The sequence below is a fragment of the Ruegeria denitrificans genome, from assembly GCF_001458295.1.
In the GTDB taxonomy this organism is placed as follows: Bacteria; Pseudomonadota; Alphaproteobacteria; order Rhodobacterales; family Rhodobacteraceae; genus Ruegeria; species Ruegeria denitrificans.
Window position 1 is genome coordinate 468,931 of sequence record NZ_CYUD01000001.1, and the last position, 17,968, is coordinate 486,898.

A 17,968-nucleotide genomic window follows, 5' to 3' on the forward strand; every position below is an offset into this window, starting at 1 on the left:
CGGAGGGGCAATTGGCATATTCGGTAATGTTTGCAGCCTTGTGGGTCGTGGCCTCGACGATTGTGGCCATGTTGCCTATGCGTCTGCAATTCCCGCCTGGGGTTTTGCTGTTTGTCTCTGCGCCTGCATTGATTGTCTGGCTGGGCCATGATTACGGCTGGGTGATTTCCCTGCTGGCCTGCGCTGCGTTTGCATCAATGTTCCGCAATCCCATCCGTTTTTATTGGCGCCGGTGGACCGGTGCGGAGGTTCAGGAATGAACTGGTCTATCGCCCTTGCGGCGCTTTGGGGACTTGCCGCAAATGTGTTGGCGATGATCCCCAGCAAAGACAATCACTGGACCCGCGCCTATATCCTGATCGCTGTGGGTATTCCGATTTTGGGGTACGTGACACTTCAAAACGGGCCATGGATCGGGTTGATGGTGATGGCGGCGGGCATGTCAGTGCTGCGCTGGCCGGTGATCTATCTGGGGCGGTGGGTGCGGCGTATGGTCGGAGAATAGAATTGGACCCCAGAATATTCGCGTTTCTCTGCGGGCTTACCTTAGTTTCTGTTATGGTCGCGATTTATTCGCATTTATGCACAAAAGCAGGTAAACTTCGCGGCCCACTCATTTTGTTTTTGTTTTTGACTGCGTCGGGACTCTACGGCTTTGTTACCCGCGTACATTTCGAGCCAGTATCTATCGATGAACAAACCGCAATGATAGACGCTTGGATTGTGATCTACATGCTTGCGGTCTCCATTCCGTTGATTGCCGCCTTATTCGTTGGGTTTATCACCGGGAGGGTGCACCGGGTTCTGGCGCGGTGGAAGAACAATTCCAAGCAATTGGGTGACAAAACCGCCCAAGCAGACTACCAGAGCACCATGGATCAATTGCTTCCCAAGCCACGCGGCAAACTCTCGGAAAAACGGGCTCTTAATGACTTGACTTGGCTGCGTGTTGGCGGCCCGGCTGACTATTTGTTCCAGCCTGCCGATATCGAAGATCTGCAGCATTTCATGAAAGAATTGCCAGCAGATGTCGTGATCTTTCCGATGGGCGTAGGCTCGAACCTGATCGTGCGGGATGGCGGTTTGCGCGCAGTCGTCATACGGCTTGGGCGTGGGTTCAACGGCATCTCGGTCGAAGGCAACACCGTCACCGCAGGCGCGGCTGCGCTGGATGCGCATGTGGCGCGTAAGGCCGCGGATGCGGGTGTTGATCTGACTTTTCTACGCACCATTCCCGGCTCGATTGGTGGGGCAGTGCGGATGAATGCGGGGTGTTATGGCAGCTACACGGCGGATGTGCTGCGCAAGGCTACCATCGTCACACGACAGGGTGAGGTCTTGGACCTGACCCCGGAGGATCTGAACTTCCGCTACCGTCAATCCGATCTGCCCGATGGTGCGGTTTTGATCTCGGCCACGTTCGAGGGCTCATCAGGCGATCCGGAAGAACTGCACGCCCGCATGGCAGCGCAATTGCAAAAGCGGGATGAAACCCAGCCCACCAAAGATCGCAGCGCCGGGTCAACCTTTCGCAACCCGGCAGGTTTTTCGTCCACGGGCCGCGCCGATGATGTGCATGACCTGAAAGCATGGAAGGTCATCGACGATGCCGGCATGCGCGGGGCGTCTCTGGGTGGGGCGCAGATGAGTCCGAAGCATTCAAATTTCCTGATCAATACCGGCACGGCCACTGCTGCGGACCTGGAAGGTCTGGGCGAAGAGGTGCGAAAAAAGGTTTACGAAACAAGCGGCATCACGCTAGAGTGGGAAATCATGCGGATCGGTGATCCGTTGAAGGAATAAAGCCCCAACCGTCAGACCATAACAGGCAAATTCAGGCGACGGATCAAAGGCATAACGCAGTACGGACCACCACATAAGGTCCGGGGACATTGAGGCGCACGTTGGGTATGTCGAGCAGGACAAACCCCAAAGTGGCGGTATTGATGGGTGGCCCCTCGGCGGAACGCGAGGTGTCTCTCAGCTCTGGGCGCGAATGCGCAGCCGCCCTGCGGGGAGAAGGCTTTGAAGTAGTTGAACTGGACGCAGGTCCCGATCTTTACGCGCGCCTTTTGGAAATCAAGCCGGGTGTGGTTTTCAACGCCTTGCATGGCCGCTGGGGCGAGGATGGTTGCGTGCAGGGCTTGCTGGAATGGATGCGGATTCCGTACACGCATTCCGGCGTGCTGGCCTCGGCGCTGGCGATGGATAAGCAGCGCAGCAAAGAGGTGTATCAGGCCGAAGGACTGCCCGTTGTGCCTAGCGTGATCGTGCCTAGGGTCGAGGTGATCGAGGCTCACGTGATGGAACCTCCCTACGTCGCCAAGCCCAATAACGAAGGATCAAGCGTTGGTATTTATATCGTGCATGAAGGGTCGAATGGACCGCCGCAATTGTCTGCGGAAATGCCAGAATTCGTGATGGTCGAGAAATACATCGCGGGGCGCGAATTGACGGTGACCGTGATGGGCGACCGCGCCCTGACCGTAACCGAGATCATGACCGATGGCGGCTGGTACGACTATGACGCCAAATACAAGCCGGGCGGATCGTGGCATGTGCTGCCCGCCGATATCCCGCAGGATATCTTTGACCGCTGCCTGGATTACGCTGTGCGCGCTCACAATGCATTGGGATGCAAAGGGGTCAGCCGCACCGATTATCGCTGGGATGACAGCATGGGGGCCGATGGGCTGTTCCTGCTGGAAACCAACACGCAGCCCGGTATGACGCCGACGTCGCTGGTGCCGGAACAGGCCGAGCATTTCAGCATGAGCTTTGGCCAGCTTTGCGCATGGATGGTGGAGGACGCCTCATGCGACCGCTAAGAGCCACCCGCGCGCCGGTAATTCACCGCTCAAAACCTCTGGCGGGGCCGGATGCGGATTTTAGCTCGGGTGCACGGTCTGAGGCAGAGCCAAAGCTACGGCTGAGTGGTGTAAAGCTGTTCGGCCGTAAATCGCAACGCTTTGACCCGACGCCGTCGCGGCTGAATTACCGATTGCAGCGCTGGATGCTGACGCCAGGTGTGCGCCGAGGCTTGCGGGTTGGGTTGCCTATTTTCGCGATTTGCGCCGCGGCCGGGATTTACTTCGGTTCGGCGGAACGGCGCGAGGCGGTTGTGGCGTATGTGGCCGACGTCAAAACCTCGATCCAACAGCGCCCGGAATTCATGGTCAATCTGATGGCCATTGACGGCGCGGGCACCAACCTGTCAGAGGATATCCGCGAAGTGGTGCCGTTGGATTTCCCGATCAGTTCCTGGGATCTGGATGTCGAACAAATCCGCGACACGATCACTGGGTTGGACCCGGTGAAATCCGCCTCGGTCCGGGTACGCCCCGGTGGCATCCTGCAAGTGGATGTTGAGGAACGTCAGCCGGTCATCGTCTGGCGCACGCGTCGCGGGATCGAACTGTTGGACGAAACCGGTGCGCATGTGGAACGCATCGCTTCGCGTAAGGAACACGCCAACCTGCCGTTGATCGCGGGTAAGGGCGCGGATGCGCATGTGGCAGAAGCACTGCAATTGGTGAATACCGCCCGCAGTCTGGGCGGTCGAGTGCGCGGCATTGTGCGGATTGGCGAACGTCGCTGGGATCTGGTTCTGGATCGCGGCCAGCGCATCATGTTGCCAACCGAACGTCCTGTGCGCGCGTTAGAGCGTGTGCTGGCAGTGAACGAGGTGCAGGACCTGTTGGAACGCGACGTGGCCGTGGTGGACATGCGGCTTGGGCAGCGCCCGACAATCAGAATGACTAAAGCTGCCAGCGAAGACTGGTGGAATACAAAAGTGACAGTGGGTAACGGGCAGTAACGACTATGATGACCGATCTTTATCAGTCCCAACGGGCCATGCGGCAGATGCGCAGACAGGCGATGCAACGTGGTGTTGTCGCCATTCTGGATGTCGGCAGTTCCAAGATTGCCTGCCTTGTACTGCGCTTCGACGGGGCAAACCGCCTGAGCGAGGATAACAGCATCGGGTCTCTGGCAGGGCAGACCGGGTTTCGGGTGATCGGCGCAGCGACCACTCGGTCGCGTGGCGTGCAGTTTGGCGAAGTCACTGCCATGCAGGAAACCGAACGCGCCATTCGGACCGCATTGCAGGCGGCGCAAAAGATGGCAGATATCCGGGTGGATCACGTGATCGCCTGTTTTTCGGGCGCAAACCCGCGTTCTTATGGTCTGGACGCGCAGGTTGATCTGGAAGGGCAGGTTGTGTCCGAGTCTGAGGTTGGCCGTGTGCTGAACGCCTGCGACGTGCCCGATTACGGGGTGGGGCGTGAAGTGCTGCATGCCCAGCCGGTGAACTTTGCGTTAGATAACCGATCTGGCCTGATCGACCCTCGCGGGCAAATGGGGCAAAGCCTTGCGGTCGACATGCACATGCTGACCGTCGACGCTGTGGCCATCCAGAACATCGTGCGCTGCATCAAGCGCTGCGATCTGGAACTGGCGGGGATCGCGAACTCGGCCTACGTGTCGGGTGTTTCAGCGCTGGTCGAGGATGAGCAGGAACTGGGTGCGGCATGTATCGACATGGGCGGTGGTACGACCAGCGTGTCGATCTTTATGAAAAAACACATGATCTATGCCGATTGCGTGCGCATGGGCGGCGACCATGTGACTGCCGATATCTCGATGGGGCTGGGTGTTCCGGCAGCTGTGGCCGAGCGGATCAAGACCTTCAACGGCGGTGTCCACGCGACCGGAGCCGATGACCGCGATTTGATCGACATCGGCGGTGATACCGGTGACTGGGAGCATGACCGCCGCACCGTCAGTCGGGCCGAGTTGATCGGTATCATGCGCCCACGTGTCGAGGAGATTCTGGAAGAGGTGCGTGTGCGTCTGGATGCAGCAGGTTTTGAACATATGCCCAGCCAGCAGATCGTTTTGACTGGTGGCGGCAGTCAGATTATGGGGCTGGATGGCCTTGCGACCCGGATTCTGGGTCAGCGCGTGCGTTTGGGGCGCCCCCTGCGGGTTCACGGCCTGCCGCAATCGGCGACGGGGCCGGGGTTCTCGTCGGCGGTGGGGCTCAGCCTGTTTGCGGCGCATCCGCAGGACGAATGGTGGGATTTCGAGATCCCGGTCGACACCTATGCCGCGCGTCCCTTCAAACGCGCCATGCGCTGGTTCCGTGACAATTGGTAAGGCAGTTGGAGTTGCGACGCTGATCGCCGCGATTCCTTTTGCCGCACACGCCCAAACCCGCATCACGCCCGAGGCTTTTCTGGCCGCTGTTCAGGGCAAGACCGTCACGTTTCATGACTATCCCAGTGGTATTCTGGTGGGGACCGAGGAATTCCTCAGCCGCAAATTGTCTGTCTGGCGAATGGAGGGGCGGGGCTGTGTCTATGGGCAGATCACCACACCCAACGGGCAGATCTGCTTTCTATACGACGATGATCCGGATGACGTGCCGGTGTGTTGGTGGACCTTTGAGCACGAAGGTCGCCTGATGGTGCGGCTGGCCAACTTCGAAAGACGTGAAATTCAAGAAGTCAGCAGCATAACCGAGGACGGTCTAAATTGCCCAAGTACCCCAATTAACTAAAGAAATAGGTTGCAGCCAGCGGCTATATCCCGCAAGATATCCACAAGGCCCGTTAGAGGCCCCGCGGCAGGACCTGAGCAGTTTTCCGCATCTGAAATCAGTGATTCTCTCAAGTGACGTGCATGTTGGCCACGGCGCAAGTGTCGCTTGCTTTGTGGTGGATTGAGTTCATTCCGCAACATCTGGCAATGAATGCGAAATACCGCAGTCAGCTGCCTTAATTCCTCCATATTTTGTGGGATTCGGCGATTTTTGGCGTGACGTTTGCCGTTTCGATCGGTAGGATTGTTGGCGGATAGGTAAGAAAAACACCGCTTTGGCGGGTCAATAAAACAGGCGGACAGAGCATGACATTGAATCTTTCGATGCCCGGGCACGACGAACTGAAGCCTCGGATTACAGTATTTGGCGTTGGTGGTGCGGGCGGTAACGCTGTCAACAACATGATTGAGAAACAGCTGGACGGCGTTGATTTTGTCGTCGCTAACACAGACGCGCAGGCGCTGCAGCAAAGCCAGTCCTCGGCGCGGGTGCAACTGGGCGTGAAAGTGACCGAAGGTCTGGGGGCAGGAGCCCGTCCGACCGTAGGTGCTGCGGCAGCCGAAGAAAGCATTGAGCAGATTGTTGATCACCTGGCCGGTGCACATATGTGTTTCATCACGGCTGGAATGGGTGGCGGTACCGGTACGGGTGCCGCACCGATCATCGCGCAGGCCGCACGGGAATTGGGCGTCCTGACAGTTGGCGTTGTCACCAAACCCTTCCAGTTCGAAGGCGCCAAGCGGATGCGTCAGGCCGAAGACGGCGTTGAGGCGCTGCAACGGGTTGTCGACACGCTGATCATCATTCCGAACCAGAACCTGTTCCGACTGGCCAACGAAAAGACCACGTTTACCGAGGCGTTCTCAATGGCTGATGACGTTCTGTATCAGGGCGTTAAGGGTGTGACAGACCTGATGGTCCGTCCGGGCTTGATCAACCTCGACTTTGCTGATGTTCGCGCCGTGATGGACGAGATGGGCAAGGCGATGATGGGCACGGGCGAAGCCACTGGCGAAGACCGCGCGGTTCAGGCCGCCGAGAAGGCAATTGCCAACCCGCTGCTGGACGAAATCAGCCTCAAGGGTGCCAAGGGCGTGCTGATCAACATCACCGGCTCGCACGACCTGACCCTATTCGAACTGGACGAAGCCGCCAACCGCATTCGTGAGGAAGTGGATCCTGAGGCCAATATCATCGTCGGTTCGACCCTGGATACCGCGATGGAAGGCGGTATGCGTGTGTCGGTTGTGGCCACTGGTATCGACGCCAGCGAAAAACCTGTCGACGTTCCCGTTGCGCGCCGCTCGATGTCCGAGCCGCTGACCCGCACCGTTTCTGCGGAAGATGCGCAGCAAGAAGAGGTCCCAGCCGATATGACCGAAGTAGCAGAAGCTGCTCCGCAGTCGGAAGTGAACCGGGAGCCGTCTCTGTTCGAAACGACAGAAGAGCCTGCGCAACCGCAGTTTCAGCCTCGGGTTGAGCGGGACGATGACGGCTTGCCACCGCCGGCTTACCAACCACGTGTGGCTGAGTTCGAGCCGACGCCAGAACCGGTCGAGCCCGCCCCGGAAAGCTTTGTTGCACCGCAACCGCAGCCCGCAGCTGGCACACCGTCACCAGAAGCGATGCAACGTCTGCAGGCCGCGGTTCAGAATATCCCAGCGTCCGAACGCGCCCAAGCTGCAGCGCGTCAACAGCCACCGCAACCGGCCCCTGCACCGCAGGCGGATGAGCAGGATCGCCCCCGGTTTGGCTTTAACCGCCTGATCGACCGGATGACCGGTCACGCCGCTGACACACCGGCCCAGCCAGTGCGCCAGCAACCTCCGATGCGCCAAGCTGACGCTACGGCACCTGCACATGATGAGGCAGACCCCGAACAGGACCGCATTGAAATTCCGGCCTTCCTGCGTCGCCAGGCGAACTGATTACGGTAACAAATTAACGAATTGGGACCGCCATTTGGCGGTCCTTTTCTTTTTAAATACACGGCTTTAAGGGCATGTAAGCAGGGTTTTGCCGATCTGTTACATTCATGTTTCAATCGGTTATAAAGAGTGAGTTGAGCCTTGACGCTTGCTTCCTTAGGTGAGTGTCCAACACGGACCGTAAAGGCCGGAAACCACTCACCGAGGTTCACCTTGCAACATACGCTCAAATCTCCGATCACGTTTACAGGCGTCGGGCTGCACAGCGGTAAGCCTGCGACGATGGTGTTGAAACCGGCGGCCGCCGGTCATGGCATCTGGTTCAAACGTACGGATATCGAGCTTGGCAACGCGCTGATCCCAGCGATCTATGATGTGGTCGAGCGGACACCGCTCTGCACCCGTCTGGTGAATGATGCAGATGTTTCGGTATCGACCGTTGAGCATATCATGGCTGCGCTGGCAGGATGTGGTGTACACAATGCCCTGATCGAGATTGATGGCCCCGAAGTTCCGATCATGGACGGTTCCTCGATTGATTTTGTGCGCGGTATCATGGCCAAGGGTGTACGTCGTCAGGCCAGCCCTGTTCTTGCGTTCGAAGTTCTCAAGCCCGTCACTGCCACGCGCGAAGGTGCCAGCGCGTCAATCGCGCCCGCGGATGGTCTTATCATCGATTTCCACATTGATTTCGAAGACAGCGCTATTGGAAGCCAGGCTAAAACGCTGGACATGCGCAACGGCTCGTTCGCGCGCGAACTTAGCGATTGCCGCACGTTCTGCCGCCGCACTGATGTCGAAGCGATGCGCGAAAACGGTCTGGCCCTAGGTGGAACGCTGGAGAATGCAGTAGTCGTTCAGGGTGACGAAGTGCTGACCCCGGGCGGTTTCCGCCACGCAGATGAAGCGGTACGTCATAAGATGCTGGACGCTTTGGGCGATCTGTATTTGGCTGGCGGCCCGATTTTTGGTCACTTTACCGGTGACAAATCCGGCCATGCGATGACGAATACCTTGCTGCGTAAGTTGTTTGAAACACCCGGCGCTGTACGTCCGGTGCTGTGTACCCCGGAACAGGCTGCGCGTCTGCCGGGCCAGGGTCTTGTTTGGAACGAAATTCCGGAAGTTGCCTGATTGGATCAAGTCCGCCGACAATTCCGTCAGCAGGTGTACTAAGACGTTTTGCCCCGGAATTATATATGCTAGACCAAGGGCCAATCCGGGGCTTGCCCCGATAAGCAATACGACAAGGATAGGCGGAATGGTTGGCACCAAAGCGGCAGTCAGATTCGCAGGCGCGATACTTCTGACAGCAGTTTTGACGGCGTGCAGCGGCAAAGGAGCAGACCGCAATCAGAATCTGGAAGGCTTTACGCCTGAACAGATTTACACGCGCGGCGAATTTGAGCTGTCACAGAATCGCTCGGATGATGCGGCGTGGTACTTTTCAGAAGTCGAGCGTCTGTATCCCTATTCCGACTGGGCGAAACGGGCACTGATCATGCAGGCGTTCTCGTTCCATACGGATAAAAACTACGAAGAAAGCCGGGCCGCAGCGCAGCGCTATATCGACTTTTACCCGGCGGATGAAGATGCGGCCTATGCCCAGTATCTTCTGGCGCTCAGCTACTATGACCAGATTGACGAAGTTGGTCGCGATCAGGGACTGACCTTCCAGGCGCTGCAATCCTTGCGTACGGTGATCGAGGTTTATCCTGACAGCGAATACGCCACGTCGGCGGTATTGAAGTTTGATCTTGCATTCGACCACCTGGCTGGCAAGGAAATGGAGATCGGACGCTATTACCTGCGTCAGGATCACTATACCGCGGCCATCAACCGATTCCGTGTTGTGGTCGAGGATTTCCAGACCACGACTCATACCGCCGAAGCGCTTTATCGTCTGATTGAGGCCTACCTGTCCCTTGGTCTGGTGGATGAGGCGCAGTCAGCCGGTGCCATTCTGGGGTACAACTATCAATCGTCGGAATGGTATGACGCAGGCTATTCCCTGCTGACTTCGCGCGGGTTGGACCTGAAGAGCCGCGGCAATAACTGGTTGAGCCAGATTTACCGTCAGACGATCAAAGGTGAGTGGTTGTAATCGCCATGGCTACAGGCGTGGGACGCTAAGACCCGATGCTGCGCGCCCTTGATATCCGCGACATGCTGATCATTGACCGGCTGGAACTGACGTTTCAGCCGGGCCTGAACGCGTTGACTGGAGAGACCGGTGCGGGAAAGTCCATCTTATTGGATTCACTGGGCTTTGTTTTGGGTTGGCGTGGGCGGGCCGAACTGGTCCGGCAGGGTGCCGCGCAAGGTGAGGTCGTGGCCGAGTTCGAACTGCCTGAAGGACACCCCGCACATGCGGTTCTGGCCGAGGCCGGCCTACCTGGTGGCGAGGAACTGATCCTACGGCGCGTCAACACGGCCGAGGGGCGCAAGACAGCCTGGGTCAACGACCGACGTTGCTCGGGCGAGGTTTTGCGCGCGCTGTCAGAGACTTTGATTGAACTACACGGCCAACATGATGACCGCGGATTGCTGAACCCGCGCGGGCACCGGGCGATGTTGGATGATTATGCGGGGGCAGCGGGTCATCTATCAGCGGTGCGCACCGCTTGGACGGATATGTCCCGTGCGCGGAAGGCTTTGACCGAAACCGAGGCGGCACTTGCCGCCATGCGCGCCGAAGAGGAATTCCTGCGCCACGCTGTTGCCGAATTAGACAAGCTGGACCCGCAGGCGGGTGAGGATGCCGAACTGGACGCTCGTCGACGCATGATGCAGGGGGCCGAACGTATTCGCGACGATGTCGCCCGCGCGTTTGATCTGCTGGGCAGCGATGGGGCCGAGGGTGCGATGTCAGATGCCGTGCGTTGGTTGGAAGGCGTCTGCGACAACGCGGGGGGGCAGCTTGAGGGCCCGATTGCCACATTGGGGCGTGCCTTGATCGAATTAGGTGAGGCACAGGACGGGGTGAATGCCTGCCTTCAGGCTTTGGATTTCAACCCGGCAGAGCTTGAGGCTGCCGAGGAACGCCTGTTTGCGATCCGCGCACTGGCCCGCAAGCATGATGTGGCGCCGGACGATTTGGGCATCTTTGCCGATACACTGCGCGACCGCTTGAACCGTTTGGAAGCAGGCGACGCCGATCTGGCGGACCAGCGTGCTGCGGTTGAGGCCGCGCGGGCGGCCTATGATAAAGCCGCGGCCGCACTCAGCGCTGCGCGCCAGCAGGCCGCCGGGCAATTGGATGCCGCTGTGATGGCCGAACTCGCGCCGCTAAAAATGGAGCGTGCAGTGTTTCAGACCGAAATCACCGCCGCTGATCCCGGCCCTGAGGGGGCCGATGCCGTGGCTTTCACCGTCGCCACCAACCCGGGTGCACCCTCTGGTCCGCTGAACAAGATCGCTTCGGGCGGGGAACTCAGCCGGTTCTTGCTTGCGCTCAAGGTGTGTCTGACCGGCGACGACAGCGCCCGGACCATGATCTTTGATGAAATCGACCGAGGCGTTGGCGGGGCCACGGCTGATGCGGTTGGACGCCGTCTGGCGTCTCTGGCGCAGGGTGGGCAGGTTCTGGTGGTGACGCATTCGCCCCAGGTAGCCGCCCGCGCGGCGCATCACTGGCGGGTGCAAAAACAGGTGACCGATGGGCAGACCTTGTCGACGGTCATTCCCCTGGCCGATCCTGACCGCGTGGACGAGATTGCCCGGATGGTCGCCGGAGACATCATCACGGATGAGGCGCGAGCCGCCGCTCGCGCCCTTTTGGACGCCTGAGGTAAATCTGCCGCTTTCTGCTTTTCACACCGTCGCGATCTCACTATTATCAAGCGGCTCGGTGGCTTACTAAGGAACAAACCTTGATCCCCGAGAGCCAATGACCCAAACAACCCGCACCGTTCTGCGTAACCAGCTCAATCAGGCTCTGGCCGCGATGAAAGACGCGTGGCGAGTAATGTTGCGGCGTGGGCCCAGTCAGATTCAGTTCTGGTTCATCGCCTTGGCGATCGGGATTGCGGCCGGGTTCATGGCGCTGGGATTTCGCAAAGTAATCCGCGCGTTGCAGGCTTATGTCTACGATACAGACGATGTTTCACTGCTGCATAGCCATGCCGAGAAACTGCCTTGGTTCCTGATTTTGATCACGCCGATCATTGGTGGGCTGATCGTTGGCGTTATCCTGCACAGGTTTACTGATGACGGGCGTGTTCGCTCGGTCGCGGATGTAATCGAAGGCGCAGCGCTGACCAATGGTCGGGTCGAGGGGAAGGCCGGGATCGCTTCGTTCTTTGCTTCGTTGATCACGCTCAGCACAGGTGGGTCGTCGGGTCGTGAAGGTCCGGTTGTGCATATGGCAGGAGTAATCTCGACCTGGGTCAGCGACAGGATCCATGCGGATGGTATCACCGGTCGCGACCTGTTGGGTTGCGCCGTGGCAGCGGCGGTGTCGGCCAGCTTCAACTCACCCATCGCGGGCGCGTTGTTCGCGCTTGAGGTGGTGCTACGCCACTTTGCAGTGCACGCTTTTGCGCCCATCGTCATCGCCTCGGTTGCGGGTACTGTGATCAACCGGCTGGAATATGGCGACGTGACAGAGTTCGTTCTGGACACACCCGGATCGCTACAATTCTACGTGGAATTGCCCGCCTTTCTGATACTAGGCCTGATCTGCGGGCTGGTGTCTTTGTTGTTAATGCGCTCGATCTTCTTCGCCGAGGATATTGGCAGTCACATCCAAAACCGCTTGTCGCTGCCACGTTGGCTGCGACCCGCTGTTTCCGGTGCAATGTTGGGCCTGCTGGCGATCTGGTTCCCTCATATCATCGGGGTCGGGTACGAGACAACGATCCGCGCCCTGACCGGCGACCTGACCCTGACGGTCGCGATCCTGTTTGCCGTGATCAAAACGGTTGCGCTGGCCATCACCATGGGCGGGCGTATGGGCGGCGGTGTGTTTTCGCCTTCGTTGATGATCGGCGCACTGACAGGCTTGGCCTTTGGCTTGATCGCCACCGGGCTGCTGCCGGACGTTTCTGGGACCCATACACTCTATGCCTTTGCTGGAATGGGGGCCGTGGCAGCCGCGGTGTTGGGCGCACCGATTTCTACCACGATGATCGTGTTTGAATTGACCGGCGACTGGCAGATCGGGCTTGCTGTGATGGTCTCGGTTTCGATGTCCACGGCATTGGCCTCGCGCCTTGTGGATCGGTCGTTCTTCCTGACACAGTTGGAACGGCGCGATGTCCATCTTGCCGCCGGGCCGCAGGCCTATCTGTTGGCGATGCTACGCACCGGAGCAGTGATGCGTCCGATCGGTGAGCCGCGCTCGATCACCAAAGAAAAGGCGCAGGAGCTGATTGAACAGGGGCTATGCGTGCAAGCCAGTGCCACGTTAGAGGCCGCGATGCCCTATTTCGATCATGACGACATCCCCTGTATTCCGGTCGTCGTGACGGATGACGATGGCAACGAATCTCCGGTCGGCGCGCTTTTTCATATCGACGCGCTGAAGGCCTATAACCGTGCGCTGGCGGCTACGGCCGCCGAGGAGCATTCCTAACCGCCATACACCGTACCCGCGTCACCCAGATAATTGTCCCAGGCAAACCAGTAAGAGATGTGCCCGGCAACTCGCGGCAGCTGTGTCCCGTCCGGTCCGATCAGAACCTCTTCGGTTATGGTCCATTTCTGACCCGCCTGATCTACTAGACCTCCGTCTGACACGGTGAACCTGTGCGATTTGCGCTCATAAGCCCGCACGGCACGCTTATCGGAATTGCCGATCAGAACCAGTGGCCGGTTGGAAATCGCGTCATTTATCACACGCGTTCTGGTAAACGCATCCAAAGGCCATGCCCGCGCAGCACCGAACTGGCGGATAGCGAAGACATAATCTTTCTGCTGATGTGCGGATTGATCGACCAGCGCTGGAAACATCAGTTCGGAGGAGGCGAAATAGTCGCGATACACCACGCCCGAGCCATAGTTGCGCCGGTGGCCGGTGTTTAGGGATAGAACGCGGCTATCGGGATGCGAAGTCTTCCAGCTTGCCCATGTGGTGATGACCACCGGGCGCTGTTTCAGCTCGATCCCACTGTTGACCAATGGACCAACGACCGGCTTTCCGGTGTATTGGTTCCACAGCGAATGAGTCTCGCGATCAAACATCAGCTTGTTGGACCGATACAGGAAGCCAGATGAGCCAAAGACCAGCGGTTTTCGCCGTCCTGCCACTTGCGTTTCGAACAGGATACCTGACCCGCACAGCGTACAATAGGCCAGCGCCACCGGGACGCCGCCGATCACCTCGTTGAACATCTCATGCCATCCCATGATCCGCAGCGGATAAGCACGCTCATCCCCGTTGATCGAGACACCAAAGACCAGATCATCATCCTTCAGATAACTGGCACCTGATGCCGGGATCAGTGTGGGATTGTCGAGGGACGGGATGCCGTCTTTGTACACACCTCCCCATGTGATCTCCTCCAGCCGAATTTTCATCTTGTCGCGCTGCAGATATTCCGGGCGCAGGAAATCGTCGAAATTCGAGTCAATGCCCAGCAGAACCTCGCGCTTGAACGGGATTAACGAGGGGTGGGGGACCACTTGCGGGTTCTTTTCCTGCCACAACATCCAGTCAAACCAATCGGTGCCGATGTTCTGACCAGTCAGGGTTTGCATGGTCTTTGCGATCTCATCCCTGCGCCGTTGTCCATATCGCAGCCCGGTCAGAAGCGCTGGGACCACATCCGGGTTGCCGCGCTGCACCAGAAAGGCCATGCCCTGTTCGAATTCAGTTCTGCTGCCGTATAAGCTGGACCTGACGGCTTCAAACACGGGGTCTTGCTGCGCTGAAAGAGTGCTGGGTAACGCGGCGGCGACCAGCATTCCAGTGAAGCTGCGGCGAGTGATCGACATGGCATCCTCCGATGGTATCCATGTCCAGTGTGCCCTGCGCGTTGATCACTTGCATGCAACAGGTGCGTGAGCAGCGTATGAGACCGGTGCGATGCCTGCCGTTCAAGCTGAGTAATGAACCTTTTGAACCTTCTGCGGTTCTTGCGAACTTTGGCCAAGCATACGAGACTAGCTACGATTTCGACCACTTTCGGAACGCTAGTTACCAGAATAGGGAGGCAGCTACATGATGTCCGAAAAGGCACTGGTCTATCTGTCTGACAATGACCTCGAAGAATTGGGTATCCAACCTTACGAAGTCGCGGATGCCATCGAGGACACCTTGATGGCCAAAGCAAAAGGAAACTTCTACGCGGCACCCAAGACAGCCATCCTGCCCGGTGACGGACGTTATGCGATGTCAACTCTGGCCGTTGGGGATGATGGGTTCATCGTGACGAAACAGGTGACTGTGTGCCCCAAGAACCCTGAGAGGGGGCTTCCCTCGATTAATGGCGCAATCATGGTCTTGGATTCGCAAACAGGAATTCTGCGCGCTGTCTTGGATGCGAATTGGATCACGGCAATCCGAACGGCGGCCCTTTCTACGGTGGCCGCACGTCGACTTGCCGACCCAGATTCCGAAACGGTTGGATTTATTGGTACTGGCGTTCAGGCTCGTTCGCATCTTGCTGCCTTTGCCGAAGCCTTCCCGCTAAAGCGGGTTCGCGTATTCGGGCGCGGTAAAGCGAATGTCGACAAGCTGTGTGAGCTTGCACAAGGCCTGGGGCTGGAGGCCGAAACAAGCACCGAGGCCAGAGACGTTTTGCGGGAGGCCGACCTTGTTGTGACATCCATTACGCTGGATTATTCCATCGTGCCTTTTCTGGATGCCCGATGGCTGAAGCCCACGGCTTTCGCAGCCATAACGGACGCGTGCATACCATGGAAGCCAGAGGGCATGCCTGCGTTCGAAACTGTGATTGTCGATGATCGAACGCAGGAACGCGAAAGCGAAAAGCCAATGTTGCCTTACCAGAGTGTAACTGGTGATCTGATGGAACTGGTTGCAGGGCAAATCGACAGTTCTGAAATCGAGAAACCAGCTGCCTTTGCTTTTCGAGGAATCTCCTTGGGCGACTACGCTGCTGCAGTCCTTGCAGTTCGCCGCGCCTCTGACAGAGGATCGTAGATTTCTTGCAGGCCGGTCAGGACGTCTTGCAGCCGCTTTTTGCACAAAGCGGCCTAGGCAAAACACCGTTTAGAAGGGTGGTGAGGACCGCTCCTTCCTTTGTTAAATCTGCTCAACCTTTACGGACTCGACCGGGTAAAACGCCACATAGCCCTTGATCTCGGCCATGGCGGGGACGGGGTTTTCATAGCTCCACGCGGCGTTTTCGGTCACCGAGGATTTGTTGACGATCGAGAAATGCGAGGCATTCCCTTTGTGCGGGCAATGGGTGACTTTGTCGGTGCTGTCCAGAAAGGCCATCGCGATGTCAGTGCGAGGGAAATAGATTACCGGGGTCAGATCACCTTCGGCCAGTTCCAGCGCGCCAGTGCTTTCGCCCAGAACGGCACCACCGGAACGGACGCTCCATTTGCCCGGAGCTTTACGGATCGTGATCTCAACCATATTTCTTCCCTCGTCCTGTTTTGCACCTCTCCTCTGCCCTGTTTGCATGACAGGTCGATGTCAGATCGGCGCGGTTGCGGCATCCAACCACAGTTGCGCGTCATCGCCCAGCCTTGCGCGCAATTTTTCCGTAACGTCGTGGTGATAGGTGTTCAGCCAGTCACGTTCTGCCGACGTCAACATGTCTGTCACGATCAGCCGTCTGTCGATCGGGACATAGGTCAGCGTTCGCCAGTTCAGCATGGCGCGTTCCGCGTCACCGCCGGGCAGGGCCGGGGCCTCTTGCACGACCACCAGATTTTCGATGCGGATGCCAAACGCGCCCTCGCGGTAATAGCCCGGTTCGTTGGATAGGATCATACCCGGTTGCAAAGGCACATGGCTGACTTTGGATAGGCGCTGGGGCCCTTCGTGGACGCTCAGGTAAGCACCGACGCCGTGCCCGACGCCGTGGTTAAAGTCCTGGCCCGCGACCCACAGCGGAGCCCGAGCGATACATTCGATGTCACGCCCGGCCAGCCCAACGGGCCAGCGCAGCATTGACAGGTTAATCATGCCCTTCAACACACGGGTAAAGCACGCTTTTTCCTCATCGCCAACTTCACCGATGGCGATGGTGCGGGTGATGTCTGTGGTGCCGTCCAGATACTGCCCTCCACTGTCCAGAACCAGAATATGACCGTCTTCAAGGCGGCAGTCGGTTTCTTCGGTCACGCGGTAATGCATGATCGCGCCGTTTGGACCAGTGCCAGCGATTGTATCGAACGAGATGTCCTGCAGCGCGTTGTCCTTGCGCCGGTTCTCTTCAAGACGCGTCACCACCTGCGTTTCGGTCAGGGTGCCCAGTACCTGCTTATCCAGCCAGCACAAGGTTTCGATTACCGCCACCGCGTCGCGAAGATGTGCCTCAGCGCTGCCTGCTATTTCGGCCGCGTTCTTGCAGGCCTTGGGCAGGGCACAGGGATCGCCGCCATCTACCATCTGGTCTTGCAATACGTCCGCTACGGCCTGCGGCAGCGTTCCAAGATCAACCTGAACCTTCTCCTCAAGCGTAGCGGCGGCGTTCAGAAATGCCTCGGGGGCGTGGATCGAAACCTGATCCCCCAATGGTACCGACAGTTTTTCCCGGGCCATAAACAGATTCACCTGACCATCGTCATGCAAAATGGCAAAGCCATGCGCCACCGGGTTGTACCCGATATCCGAGCCGCGAATGTTCAGAAGCCACATAATTGAATCCGGCAAAGTGATCACCGCAGCTGTGCAATCAGCCTCGTGCAGGGCTTCGGCCAGGCGGGTGATTTTGCTGTCTGCGGTTTCACCTGCAAACTCAATCGGATGGGCCTTGACCGGGTTCATCGGGGCGGCGGGCTGATCTGCCCACACGCGATCTACCAGATTGTCACAGCGCACCAGTTCGATACCGCTGTTGGCCAGGTCTTTCTGCACGCTTGCGATCTGACCTGCTGCGTGCAGCCACGGATCAAAGCCAACCTTGCCGCCATTGGGAAGATGTTCCTGCAGCCAGGCGCTCAGACTGACCTCGGGCCACGGGACCGGAGTGAATTCAGAAGCGACCTGGGCCTTGACCTGCGTGCGATAGCGGCCATCGACGAAGACCCCTGCTACATCTGACAGCACAGCGCAAAACCCTGCTGAACCAGTGAAGCCCGTCAACCACGCCAACCTCTCGTCCCGAGGGGCCACGTATTCGCCCTGATGCGCGTCTGCGCGTGGGATCAGAAACCCGTTCAACCCTTCGTTCGAAATCTCGTCCCGCAGAGCAGCCAGCCGGGGCGGTCCCTGTTCCGGGCGCGCGGTCACTTCAAAGGACTGAAACATCACAAACCTCTCCCAATTGGGGTCGCACCCCTTGTTCTTTTT

The 17,968-nt window shown here is 58.4% G+C and carries 16 protein-coding genes; 13 read left to right on the top strand and 3 right to left on the bottom strand.

Annotated elements, in window-relative coordinates; translation table 11 throughout:
- The first annotated feature begins 11 nt into the window (after positions 1-11).
- The 12 genes from RUE5091_RS02230 to RUE5091_RS02285 all read left to right on the top strand — a co-directional run bounded on the left by RUE5091_RS02230 (position 12) and on the right by RUE5091_RS02285 (position 13,108).
- Positions 12-260, top strand: coding sequence for a DUF2484 family protein (locus tag RUE5091_RS02230; RefSeq protein ID WP_207383707.1), 249 nt, complete (start codon positions 12-14; stop codon positions 258-260).
- Entirely contained in the window at positions 257-505 is a 249-nt protein-coding gene (locus tag RUE5091_RS02235; protein ID WP_058280233.1) for a DUF2484 family protein, read from the top strand. Before RUE5091_RS02230 ends, RUE5091_RS02235 begins: the two co-directional genes overlap by 4 nt.
- A gap of 368 nt (positions 506-873) precedes the next feature.
- Positions 874-1,803: a UDP-N-acetylmuramate dehydrogenase gene (gene murB / locus RUE5091_RS02240; RefSeq protein ID WP_058280373.1), complete on the top strand. Its 930-nt coding sequence runs from the start codon at positions 874-876 to the stop codon at positions 1,801-1,803.
- Between the two features lie 101 nt (positions 1,804-1,904).
- Positions 1,905-2,828, top strand: a complete 924-nt coding sequence (locus tag RUE5091_RS02245; RefSeq protein WP_112297131.1) for a D-alanine--D-alanine ligase — start codon at positions 1,905-1,907, stop codon at positions 2,826-2,828.
- Positions 2,816-3,817, top strand: a complete 1,002-nt coding sequence (locus RUE5091_RS02250) for a cell division protein FtsQ/DivIB (protein WP_082643522.1) — start codon at positions 2,816-2,818, stop codon at positions 3,815-3,817. Before RUE5091_RS02245 ends, RUE5091_RS02250 begins: the two co-directional genes overlap by 13 nt.
- A gap of 8 nt (positions 3,818-3,825) precedes the next feature.
- Positions 3,826-5,160 carry a cell division protein FtsA gene (ftsA, locus tag RUE5091_RS02255; protein WP_058280235.1) on the top strand — a complete coding sequence of 445 codons (1,335 nt, stop codon included), beginning with the start codon at positions 3,826-3,828 and terminating at the stop codon, positions 5,158-5,160.
- Positions 5,147-5,563, top strand: coding sequence for a hypothetical protein (locus RUE5091_RS02260; RefSeq protein WP_058280236.1), 417 nt, complete (start codon positions 5,147-5,149; stop codon positions 5,561-5,563). Before ftsA ends, RUE5091_RS02260 begins: the two co-directional genes overlap by 14 nt.
- 347 nt (positions 5,564-5,910) lie before the next feature.
- A complete protein-coding gene (ftsZ, locus tag RUE5091_RS02265; protein ID WP_058280237.1) occupies positions 5,911-7,533 on the top strand; it encodes a cell division protein FtsZ in 1,623 nt (540 codons plus the stop codon).
- A gap of 213 nt (positions 7,534-7,746) precedes the next feature.
- On the top strand, positions 7,747-8,667 hold the full coding sequence (lpxC, locus tag RUE5091_RS02270) for a UDP-3-O-acyl-N-acetylglucosamine deacetylase (protein WP_082643523.1): 921 nt from the start codon (positions 7,747-7,749) through the stop codon (positions 8,665-8,667).
- Positions 8,668-8,794: 127 nt separating this feature from the next.
- Complete coding sequence (locus RUE5091_RS02275) at positions 8,795-9,637, top strand: outer membrane protein assembly factor BamD (protein ID WP_058280239.1); 843 nt, start codon at positions 8,795-8,797, stop codon at positions 9,635-9,637.
- Positions 9,638-9,672: 35 nt separating this feature from the next.
- The gene (gene recN / locus RUE5091_RS02280; protein WP_058280240.1) at positions 9,673-11,322 is read left to right on the top strand and encodes a DNA repair protein RecN; all 1,650 of its coding nucleotides are present in this window, start codon (positions 9,673-9,675) and stop codon (positions 11,320-11,322) included.
- A gap of 100 nt (positions 11,323-11,422) precedes the next feature.
- Positions 11,423-13,108: a chloride channel protein gene (locus tag RUE5091_RS02285; RefSeq protein ID WP_058280241.1), complete on the top strand. Its 1,686-nt coding sequence runs from the start codon at positions 11,423-11,425 to the stop codon at positions 13,106-13,108.
- Here RUE5091_RS02285 and RUE5091_RS02290 read toward each other — a convergent pair.
- Positions 13,105-14,469 (bottom strand): DUF3179 domain-containing protein, encoded by a 1,365-nt coding sequence (locus RUE5091_RS02290; RefSeq protein ID WP_058280242.1) that lies wholly within the window; start codon positions 14,467-14,469, stop codon positions 13,105-13,107. The genes RUE5091_RS02285 and RUE5091_RS02290 overlap by 4 nt on opposite strands.
- 226 nt (positions 14,470-14,695) lie before the next feature.
- On the opposite strand from RUE5091_RS02290, the gene RUE5091_RS02295 reads away from it, so the two are divergent.
- Complete coding sequence (locus RUE5091_RS02295; protein WP_082643524.1) at positions 14,696-15,640, top strand: ornithine cyclodeaminase family protein; 945 nt, start codon at positions 14,696-14,698, stop codon at positions 15,638-15,640.
- 102 nt (positions 15,641-15,742) lie between these two features.
- Here RUE5091_RS02295 and RUE5091_RS02300 read toward each other — a convergent pair whose 3' ends face one another.
- A complete protein-coding gene (locus RUE5091_RS02300; protein ID WP_058280243.1) occupies positions 15,743-16,084 on the bottom strand; it encodes a DUF427 domain-containing protein in 342 nt (113 codons plus the stop codon).
- Between the two features lie 60 nt (positions 16,085-16,144).
- Positions 16,145-17,926, bottom strand: a complete 1,782-nt coding sequence (locus tag RUE5091_RS02305; protein ID WP_058280244.1) for an aminopeptidase P family protein — start codon at positions 17,924-17,926, stop codon at positions 16,145-16,147.
- Between the last annotated feature and the right edge of the window lie 42 nt (positions 17,927-17,968).

Bases quoted from the DNA above. Each gene is read 5' to 3' on its own strand.
- RUE5091_RS02295 (WP_082643524.1), top strand. From the start codon at position 14,696: ATGATGTCCGAAAAGGCACTGGTCTATCTGTCTGACAATGACCTCGAA.
- RUE5091_RS02290 (WP_058280242.1), bottom strand. From the start codon at position 14,469: ATGTCGATCACTCGCCGCAGCTTCACTGGAATGCTGGTCGCCGCCGCG.
- recN (WP_058280240.1), top strand. From the start codon at position 9,673: ATGCTGCGCGCCCTTGATATCCGCGACATGCTGATCATTGACCGGCTG.
- RUE5091_RS02300 (WP_058280243.1), bottom strand. From the start codon at position 16,084: ATGGTTGAGATCACGATCCGTAAAGCTCCGGGCAAATGGAGCGTCCGT.
- RUE5091_RS02305 (WP_058280244.1), bottom strand. From the start codon at position 17,926: ATGTTTCAGTCCTTTGAAGTGACCGCGCGCCCGGAACAGGGACCGCCC.
- RUE5091_RS02250 (WP_082643522.1), top strand. From the start codon at position 2,816: ATGCGACCGCTAAGAGCCACCCGCGCGCCGGTAATTCACCGCTCAAAA.
- murB (WP_058280373.1), top strand. From the start codon at position 874: ATGGATCAATTGCTTCCCAAGCCACGCGGCAAACTCTCGGAAAAACGG.
- RUE5091_RS02275 (WP_058280239.1), top strand. From the start codon at position 8,795: ATGGTTGGCACCAAAGCGGCAGTCAGATTCGCAGGCGCGATACTTCTG.
- ftsZ (WP_058280237.1), top strand. From the start codon at position 5,911: ATGACATTGAATCTTTCGATGCCCGGGCACGACGAACTGAAGCCTCGG.
- ftsA (WP_058280235.1), top strand. From the start codon at position 3,826: ATGACCGATCTTTATCAGTCCCAACGGGCCATGCGGCAGATGCGCAGA.
- RUE5091_RS02285 (WP_058280241.1), top strand. From the start codon at position 11,423: ATGACCCAAACAACCCGCACCGTTCTGCGTAACCAGCTCAATCAGGCT.
- RUE5091_RS02235 (WP_058280233.1), top strand. From the start codon at position 257: ATGAACTGGTCTATCGCCCTTGCGGCGCTTTGGGGACTTGCCGCAAAT.